Source organism: Paenibacillus sp. BK720 (genome assembly GCF_011761545.1).
In the GTDB taxonomy this organism is placed as follows: domain Bacteria; phylum Bacillota; class Bacilli; order Paenibacillales; family Paenibacillaceae; genus Pristimantibacillus.
In genome coordinates, this window is record NZ_JAASRQ010000012.1 from 50,983 (window position 1) to 60,198 (window position 9,216).

Sequence of the window (9,216 nt, forward strand, 5' to 3'; positions counted from 1 at the left end):
AAATAGGAGTACGGGATAATGAGCCGCCCTTCACGGCGAGCGTGTCAGTATAAGCTCGCGCCATATGGCGGTTTTCCTATGTTTCTTCTTACATTTCGGGAGGACTATATTTGATGGAGAAATTGATGATACGCGGTGGACGTCCGCTGCGGGGCACCGTCCAAATAAGCGGAGCAAAGAACAGTGCCGTCGCTCTGGTTCCGGCTGCCATACTGGCAGAATCAGAAGTGGTATTGGACAATTTGCCCCATTTGAGCGATGTTGTCGTATACAGCGAGATCCTGCAGGACCTCGGGGCTGTCGTAAGCTGGCAGGGCGATGTCATGAAGATTGATCCTTCGCGGCTTGAATCGAAACCGATGCCTAATGGGAAAGTGAAGCTGCTGCGTGCTTCTTATTATTTGATGGGTGCTATGCTTGGACGCTTCGGGGAAGCGATTATCGGATTGCCGGGCGGCTGCAATTTCGAGCCGCGGCCAATCGACCAGCATATTAAAGGCTTTGAAGCTTTGGGGGCTACCGTTACCAATGAACAAGGCTCGATGCGGATTCACGCCAAAGAGCTGCGCGGAGCGAAAATTTATCTCGATGTCGTCAGCGTTGGCGCGACCATTAATATCATGCTTGCGGCCTCACGGGCCAAAGGCTCCACGATCATTGAAAATGCGGCTAAAGAGCCTGAGATTATAGATGTAGCCACGCTTCTGAACGCGATGGGCGCTCGAATCAAGGGGGCGGGAACGGAGACGATCCGGATTGAAGGGGTAGATAGCATGCATGGCTGCCGCCATTCGATTATTCCGGACCGGATTCAAGCGGGTACTTACATGATTGCAGCCGCGGCAACGCGCGGAGACGTGACCATCGACAACGTCATTCCGAAGCATATGGAAGCGATGACGGCGAAGCTTGAGGAAATGGGCGTAACCGTTCAGGAGATGGACGAGTCTATCCGCATTATCGGAGCGCCGGAGTATACGGCCGTTGACGTGAAAGCCCTTGTCTATCCTGGCTTTGCGACGGATCTTCAGTCGCCGATGACCACGCTGCTTGCTCAAGCGAAGGGCGTCAGCATCCTGAGCGACTATGTTTACAGCAACCGTTTCAAGCATGTGCCGGAGCTGAATCGGATGGGCGCGAACATTCGGGTCGAAGGCCGTTCGGCGATTATCGAAGGCGGGGAGCTGTTTGCGGCGAAGGTTAAAGCCGCTGATCTGCGGGCGGGTGCAGCGCTTGTGATTGCCGGGCTTACCGTCAAAGAAGGAATTACGGAGATTACTGGCGTAGAATATATTGACCGCGGTTATGACAATCTCGTTGATAACCTGCGCAAGCTTGGCGCGGATGTTTGGCGGGAAACGGAATAATTCATTTTAATCGTACGAAATACCCGGTTTGGCCTCTTTATGGGAGATTGGACGAATAGAACTCGCTAAATCGGGTATATAATGATAGCTAAAACTGAATACAAAGTGGTGAGAATATGACGGATCTTCAGATCTCCGATCTCGAAGAAATGAAGCTGACCGAATTGTACAAATTGGCGAAGCAGTACCAAATCCCGTACTACGGACAGCTGAAGAAGAAGGAATTAATATTTGCGATATTACGCGCACAAGCGGAAAAAAGCGGCCTCATGTTTATGCAGGGTGTACTTGAAACGTTGCCGGAAGGCTTTGGTTTTCTGCGGCCGATCAACTATCTGCCTAGCAAAGAGGATATTTACATCTCTGCTTCCCAGATTCGAAAGTTCGACTTGCGTACCGGTGATCTTGTATCAGGCAAATGCCGGCTGCCGAAAGACTCAGAGAAATACTTTGGCCTCCTCCAGGTAAACGCCGTTAACGGCACGGATCCTGCGCAAGCGGCCGAAAGACTTCATTTTCCCGCTCTAACTCCTCTTTATCCACAGAAAAAGCTCGTGCTGGAGACGGCATCTTCCAAACTTTCTACTCGAATTATGGATTTGCTTGCGCCTGTTGGCCTTGGTCAACGCGGACTCATCGTAGCGCCGCCAAAAGCGGGTAAAACCTTGCTGCTCAAAGAAATCGCGAACAGTATTTCGACAAATCATCCGGATATCGAGTTATTTGTGTTGCTGATTGATGAACGTCCGGAGGAAGTAACGGACATGCAGCGTTCCGTGAAGGGCGAAGTGATTGCTTCCACCTTTGACGAAGTGCCTGAGAATCATATAAAAGTAGCGGAACTGGTTCTTGAACGTGCGTTGCGGCTGGTGGAACATAAGAAAGACGTTGTTATTTTGCTCGACAGCATTACCCGTCTTGCCCGTGCTTACAACCTGGTTGTGCCGCCATCCGGACGTACGCTCAGCGGCGGTATTGATCCGGCGGCTTTCCATCGTCCGAAGCGCTTCTTTGGCGCAGCCCGTAACGTGGAGGAAGGCGGAAGCTTGACCATCCTGGCGACGGCGCTAATCGAGACCGGCTCGCGTATGGATGATATCATTTATGAAGAATTTAAAGGTACGGGCAATATGGAGCTGCATCTTGACCGCAAGCTCGCGGAGCGCCGTATCTTTCCGGCGCTCGATATCCGCAGATCGGGTACGCGCCGCGAAGAAATGCTTTTATCGAAAGAAGAATTGGACAAATTATGGGTTGTGCGCCGCAATATGACCGATACGCCTGATTTCGTGGACGGCTTCCTCAAGAAGCTGGCTGATTCGAAGACGAATGAGGAATTCCTGATGTCGCTGGACACATCGGAAGACAAGCCTGCCCCGCAGCAGCGGACAAGCGCAGGGACGGGCACTACGGGAACGGGACTCAAAAGCAGCGCAGCAACCGGAAGGCGACCGGCGCCGCGCACGACGCACGGCTCCTAGTGCCGCCGGAAGGAGGACATCAAGATGAATCTCGTATACGCGGATGAGAAAGGCAATGTGTTTGATCATCCTGACTATATAGCGCTTGGGCGCAGCGGCGACATGATCGTCGAACTCATGGAGGACGAGCTGATCCCTCTGCCTAGGGGGGCTACGCTCGTAGGGCTTCCCCATACCCGGCCGGTCTTTATGGACCCGGATACCGGCGAAATGAAAATGCTCTCCGGCAATTACCAGGCCGTCGGCGCTTTGCTGCCGCAGGGCTTTACCCGGCTGGCGTTGCCAAGCTATGTGAAGACCGATAAGAACGAGAAGTTTCCGCTCTTTGGATATACCTCTGTCGTTTGGAAGGACGGCGGCTTTTATGTAGCGGCGGAGCAAAGCGACGATCCGTACAAATGGGATCCGCTTAACTGCGATCGCGGTGATGTCCGCAAAGGGGTAGAGCTGCTGACTGCCAAATACCCGGAGAACAGGCTGTACAAGCATTTGTCGCATTGCGCGCTTGGTTACGAGTGTTTAACTTCTTCCAATACGTTCCTGCAGCGCTGGGAGGGCGGTGTGCCCGTTTCTTATTCCTGCAACGCGGGATGCTTCGGATGTATCTCGGAGCAGCCGGATGACAGCGGGTTTGTTGCGCCTCAGACGCGGATGAATTTCAAGCCGACGGTGGAAGAGATCGTGGAAGTGATGATGGAGCATCTGAAAACGCCGGAATCGATCATCAGCTTTGGCCAAGGCTGCGAAGGCGAGCCTTCCACGCAGGCCAAAATCATCGTGGAAGCGATGAAGATCGTTAGAAGCCGGACAAACCTGGGTTATATTAATATCAATACGAATGCTGGACTTACCGACTTCATGCGCGCCATCGTCGACGCGGGTCTTGACCTGATGCGCGTCAGCACGATCAGCGCCATTGACGAGCATTACAATGCCTACTACAAGCCTCGTGCTTATACGCTTGCCAATGTGGAGAAATCCTTGAAGTATGCGACGGATAAAGGGGTATACACGTCCATCAACTATCTGATCTTCCCGGGGGTAACCGACCGCGAGGAAGAGATCGAAGCGATGATCGGGTTTGCGAAGCGGACCGGACTTAAGCTTATTCAAATGCGTAATTTGAATATTGATCCGGAGAGCTATCTGCAGTTGATTCCTCCTGCCAAAGGCGAGATTTACGGCATGAAGCAGATGCTTGAAATCTTCCGCGAGGAGCTGCCGGATGTGGTGATCGGCTCGTACACGCATCTTCCGCCGGCAGCGGCACGCAGGTAGCTGGCAAAACATCGGCATTGCATGCTTGTAATCGTCGTGCTATAATCCGTGTTGTGTGATTTATAACTCTGGGCCCGCATGTGGTTCAGGGCAGAAAGAGGTGAACGAGATGAAACAAGGTATTCATCCGACATACCACGTATCCAACATCACTTGCGCTTGCGGTAACACATTCGAGACAGGTTCGATCAAATCGAATCTTCGCGTAGAGGTTTGTTCCGTATGCCACCCGTTCTTCACGGGTAAGCAAAAGTTCTTGGATGCAGGCGGTCGCGTCGATCGTTTCAAAAAGAAATACGGCATCTAATCTCTGCCGCATAATTTGGCAGAATAAGAAAACCTCCCTTAGCCATCCTATGGTTAAAGGGAGGTTTTTTGATTGCTTACCAAAAAGATGCTGCGCCGCAAGCTGCGCTTAATATTTATGGGTTTTGCGATACCGGCTTTGGTCATTGCCGGCTTGGCGGGCTGCGCTGCCGACGGCGTGAACAACGGCCACCGGACGAATGACGGCAAGGTGGAAACCTATGGCCATGACGGTTACATGGGATATTCCAACAGTAACCCGAACCTGCCTAATAACAAGACGTTCCTTAATTACGATACGGACAGGAAGCTTATTAATCAGGTGATTCAGCCCATCGACGGGATTAAAAGCAGCCGAGTTGCGTTTAACGGCGGGGATCTTACCGTTCATATTAAAGCTGCTTCCAATCTGACGGATGCCCAGGTTGAGGCGCTTCGGGCAAAGACGGAGCAGGTAGTTCAGCTCAACATGCCGCGCTACCATGTCAAAGTGAAAGCATCCCGTTAATTCTTATCTGCCATTATCCTACGGTTGCGCTTTGCGTTTGGATGGGCTATACTTAGTTTTGCCGTGCTAGATGGGGAGTTAGCGGTGCCCTGTAACTCGCAATCCGCTTTAGCGAGGTTGAATTCCTGCTTTAGGTTATGTGATGCAGGGCTTGGCGCTTGCAATCAGTGTTGACGGTTGGGTCCTCCGCAATGGACGCTTGTGAACCTGGTCAGGTCCGGAAGGAAGCAGCCATAAGCAAGTTAGTTCATGTGCCGGGGGAGTGCCTGACCCGAGCTGAGACGCAAGAGTGCCGCCTGGATCGCATGTTATCGAGGGCAGGTGCACGGTTCATTATTTTCATAGATTAAGCGAAGGAACACCAGCGACGTGGATCTGTTTCGAAGAAGCAGATGCCAGAAATGCGGGTGTTTTTGTTTTGCTTATAGACTTCATGATGTATAATAGAGAACAATAATGAGCAAGCCGAAAGGAACGTAAAAGCGTGAGTCATATTGCATTATATCGTGCCTGGCGTCCGCAGACGTTCCAGGATATGGTTGGACAACGTCATATTATACAAACGCTGCAAAATGCGATTCGGGAGAATCGCGTTTCGCACGCCTATTTATTTAATGGTCCCCGGGGAACGGGGAAAACAACGGCTGCCAAGGTGTTGGCGAAAGCGGTTAACTGTGAACGGGGCCCTGCGGAAGAGCCTTGTAACGAATGCGATGCATGCCGCGGCATAACGGCCGGTCATATTATGGACGTTGTCGAGATTGACGCGGCGTCCAACCGGGGTATTGACGAAATACGGGACATTCGCGATAAAGTCCGTTACGCCCCGTCTGAAGTTCGATATAAAGTGTATATTATTGATGAAGTCCATATGCTGACGTCCGAGGCGTTTAACGCGCTCCTGAAGACGTTAGAGGAGCCGCCTGGACATGTTATCTTTATTTTGGCGACCACGGAGCCCCATAAACTTCCGGCTACGATAATTTCCCGGTGCCAAAGATTTGATTTCCGGCAGGTCTCGCTGGAGGAACAATCGGAACGGCTCTTTGAGATTTGCCGGGAGGAAGGCATCGAGGCGGAAGAAGATGCGATCGCTTATATTGCCCGTCTATCCGAAGGCGGGATGCGCGATGCGATAAGCTTGCTTGAGCAGGTTGCTGCTTTTGGCGGATCCAAAATTACCCTTGACGGAGCGGTTGACGTAACGGGGGGCATGGCCGCGGATCAGTTCTATGCGCTGGCAGAGGCAATTCGGGACCGTAATGTAGCTGCCATCATGCCGCTGGTCGAGAGTTTAACGCAAGCCGGGAAAAGCGCGGACAAATGCATGGAGAATTTGATCTTCTATTTCCGCGATCTGCTTGTATTAAAGTTAGCTCCGCAGGGCGCCGTAACGGAGCGGGTGGTTGACGCCGAACGGTTCCGCGGGATGGCCGATGCCTTCAGCTCTGAGCGGTTATTTAAAATGATAGATACGCTTAATACGTATCAATCGGATATGAAGCATGCTTCGCAGCCGCAGACGCTGTTTGAAGTCGCATTGATGAAAATCTGCACAATCGGTAACGAGAGCGCTGGTGGATCGGGTAGCGGCGGCGGTACCGCGGCATCCTCTCCGCCGGCGGCATCGGCTGAAGTGCAGCGTCTTCGCCAGCAGGTAGAGATTCTTGAGCGGAAGCTGGAGCAGCTTATTCAAAATGGCGGAGCTGCAGGATCAGGTTCCGGAGCGGGGGATGGCGGTGCGGTCCGGCAGCCTGCCAGCCAGTCCCGCCGCGGCGGCTTTGGCGGAAGCGGGGCAGCTGTCAGCCGGTCTACGGTGAAGCTTGATCCGTTTGTTGCCGCAGCCGGCAGTCCAGGGACGGGGCAAGTTCGGATGAAGTGGAACGAAGTGCTGCACCGGGTGAAGGAAGCAAGAATTACCGTTCATGCCTGGCTGGTTGACGGCGAGCCGGTAGCCGCGACGGATTCTACGATTCTTGTCGCCTTCAAGAATACGATGCACCGGGAAACCACGGAGCGGCCGGCACACCGGGAGATTATCGAACGGGTGATGCAGGACGTATTCGGCAATCCGGCCAAGCTTGCAACCTGCATGCTGAAGGAATGGCAGAATGCGGCCGAACGCTCAGGCGAGCAGCAGGGAGAAACGCTGGAATTACAGCCGGATGCGATTGACACCGGGGAGGAGCAGCGTCCACAATGGGTAGAGGAAGCTGTTAAGCTTTTTGGTGAAGACTTGGTTGTAATTAAAGAAGATAATTAACTATTACGATGAGGTGATAAGTCATGAATAACATGAACCAAATGATGAAGCAAGTGAAGAAAATGCAAGAGCAAATGATGAAAGCTCAAGAGGAGCTTGTAAACAAAACGGTTGAAGGCACGGCTGGGGGCGGAGTCGTAACCGTGGTAGCGAACGGCCACAAGAAAATCCTGAGCATCGCCATCAAACCTGAAGCGGTAGATCCGGATGATGTTGAAATGCTGCAAGACCTTGTTTTGACAGCCGTTAATGACGTGCTGGCAAAAGTAGACGAAATTGCGAACCAGGATATGGGCAAATTCACTGGCGGCATGAAAATTCCTGGCTTGTTCTAGGACGGATTGCCCTCTATATAACACATAAAAGCTATACGTTTGCTGACGCCGCCGCAAGGGCGGCGTCAGCCGTTTAAGCTGAAGGCTTGAAAGGGGCTGCGCGTTTTGTTTTATCCCGAACCGATAGCGAAGCTAATTGATGCCTTTACGCGGCTTCCGGGCGTTGGACCGAAGACAGCCGCAAGATTGGCTTTTCATGTGCTTCGCATGAAAGAAGATGATGTCATTGATTTCGCAAAGGCGCTTGTCAGCGTTAAGCGGAATCTGACGTACTGCTCCGTCTGCTGCAATATTACCGATACCGATCCATGCCGGATTTGCCAGGACAAAACGCGCGATAACTCCGTTATTTGTGTGGTCCAGGAATCAAAGGACCTCGTGGCGATGGAACGGACAAAGGAATTTCAAGGACATTACCACGTGCTTCAGGGTGCGATTTCCCCTATTGAGGGAATTGGCCCGGATCAGATCAAGATTGCGGAGCTGCTCCGCCGCCTAAGCGACGAACGCGTGCAGGAGCTGATCTTGGCGACGAATCCGAATATTGAAGGTGAAGCGACCGCGATGTATATCTCGAGGCTTGTTAAGCCGTTTGGTATCCGCGTTACGCGGATTGCCCACGGCCTGCCGGTTGGCGGCGACCTTGAATATGCCGATGAGGTCACCTTGTCCAAAGCGCTTGAAGGACGCAGAGAGCTAAGTTAACGTAATAAACGAAGCAAGAGCCTTTTCCCCACATGGGAGACGGCTCTTGTTTTGTTTTCAGGATGCAATCCGTTCTAAATTCGGTCCGAGCCTCTATACATATATAGAAAATGTCTTGTCCCAGGTGGACGAGCAGAGGAGGCGAAGCATAGTGGTTAATTTATGGCGGGAGATAAAACAGCCGAATGAAAGCAAGCATACGGGCGGATTAGAAATGATGAAGACACAGTTTCGGCCCGTACCTGAACCGGATACGGCGGAATGGAGAGAACATCTGCGGGCGGAGATTGACGAAGCGCACAAGGAGTGGATGAATGCGACCCGGTTCTTCAACGTTGCCGTTGGCGAAGATCAGATTGATTATGCCATTTATGCGTTGATCACGGCGGAAAAGCGGTACGAGATGCTAATCCGGATTGCCAAACGGACCTGCAAAGTATGGCCGGAATGGAGAGGAGCGTTACAATGAAAACATTATGGCTAGCGATCCTTATCCTATCGTCTGTCGCGCTGGTGGGAGTGCTTGTAAGGCAAAGAGTCTCGTGGACGTGGCTTCGCAATTTTGCAATCCACATTGTATTGGCTGCTGCAGTCCTGTATGTTCTAAATTTCTCCGGACTTATCCCTAATATATATATACCGCTAAATCCGGTTACAATAGGTACTGTTGTCGTGCTTGGAGTACCCGGGATCGCGCTAATCGCAGGGGTTCAGTACTTTATCGTCTGAACCCTTAAAGTTTTTTGGACAAAGGGTTGACCTTCCGAATTGATTCATGGTATATTACTTCTCGCGCCAAGTGCAAGGAAATAAAAGCTTCAAGAAAGTTTTTAAAAAAGTACTTGCAATCATCTAGGCGGATGTGATATATTATAAAAGTCGCCGCTGAGAAATACGGTGATGAACGAAAAACAAATTGTTCTTTGAAAACTGAACAACGAGCGAAACTGCCCCGTTAGAAATAACGGAAAAG

General features: G+C 51.7%; 10 protein-coding genes and 1 other RNA gene. All 11 read left to right on the forward strand.

Translation table 11 applies throughout. From position 1 onward, the window contains the following. Positions 1 to 113: 113 nt before the first annotated feature. Entirely contained in the window at positions 114 to 1,367 is a 1,254-nt protein-coding gene (locus tag FHT67_RS28790) for a UDP-N-acetylglucosamine 1-carboxyvinyltransferase (protein WP_132312439.1), read from the forward strand. A gap of 116 nt (positions 1,368 to 1,483) precedes the next feature. Next, complete coding sequence (rho, locus tag FHT67_RS28795) at positions 1,484 to 2,848, forward strand: transcription termination factor Rho (protein ID WP_132312436.1); 1,365 nt, start codon at positions 1,484 to 1,486, stop codon at positions 2,846 to 2,848. Positions 2,849 to 2,872: 24 nt separating this feature from the next. Next, positions 2,873 to 4,126: a radical SAM family protein gene (locus FHT67_RS28800; protein WP_167202064.1), complete on the forward strand. Its 1,254-nt coding sequence runs from the start codon at positions 2,873 to 2,875 to the stop codon at positions 4,124 to 4,126. A gap of 109 nt (positions 4,127 to 4,235) precedes the next feature. Further along, positions 4,236 to 4,433, forward strand: a complete 198-nt coding sequence (gene rpmE, locus FHT67_RS28805) for a 50S ribosomal protein L31 (RefSeq protein WP_091190789.1) — start codon at positions 4,236 to 4,238, stop codon at positions 4,431 to 4,433. Positions 4,434 to 4,505: 72 nt separating this feature from the next. Continuing rightward, a complete protein-coding gene (locus tag FHT67_RS28810) occupies positions 4,506 to 4,940 on the forward strand; it encodes a hypothetical protein (RefSeq protein WP_132312430.1) in 435 nt (144 codons plus the stop codon). A gap of 61 nt (positions 4,941 to 5,001) precedes the next feature. After that, positions 5,002 to 5,269: signal recognition particle sRNA large type (gene ffs, locus FHT67_RS28815), an RNA gene on the forward strand. A 155-nt stretch (positions 5,270 to 5,424) separates the two neighbouring features. Then, positions 5,425 to 7,203, forward strand: coding sequence for a DNA polymerase III subunit gamma/tau (gene dnaX, locus FHT67_RS28820; RefSeq protein WP_132312427.1), 1,779 nt, complete (start codon positions 5,425 to 5,427; stop codon positions 7,201 to 7,203). Positions 7,204 to 7,226: 23 nt separating this feature from the next. After that, positions 7,227 to 7,538, forward strand: coding sequence for a YbaB/EbfC family nucleoid-associated protein (locus FHT67_RS28825; protein ID WP_132312425.1), 312 nt, complete (start codon positions 7,227 to 7,229; stop codon positions 7,536 to 7,538). A gap of 105 nt (positions 7,539 to 7,643) precedes the next feature. Continuing rightward, entirely contained in the window at positions 7,644 to 8,243 is a 600-nt protein-coding gene (gene recR / locus FHT67_RS28830) for a recombination mediator RecR (RefSeq protein WP_127497867.1), read from the forward strand. A 151-nt stretch (positions 8,244 to 8,394) separates the two neighbouring features. Beyond that, positions 8,395 to 8,712, forward strand: coding sequence for a DUF2508 family protein (locus FHT67_RS28835; RefSeq protein ID WP_347880138.1), 318 nt, complete (start codon positions 8,395 to 8,397; stop codon positions 8,710 to 8,712). Further along, a complete protein-coding gene (locus FHT67_RS28840) occupies positions 8,709 to 8,972 on the forward strand; it encodes a pro-sigmaK processing inhibitor BofA family protein (RefSeq protein ID WP_132312423.1) in 264 nt (87 codons plus the stop codon). Before FHT67_RS28835 ends, FHT67_RS28840 begins: the two co-directional genes overlap by 4 nt. Positions 8,973 to 9,216 lie beyond the last annotated feature (244 nt).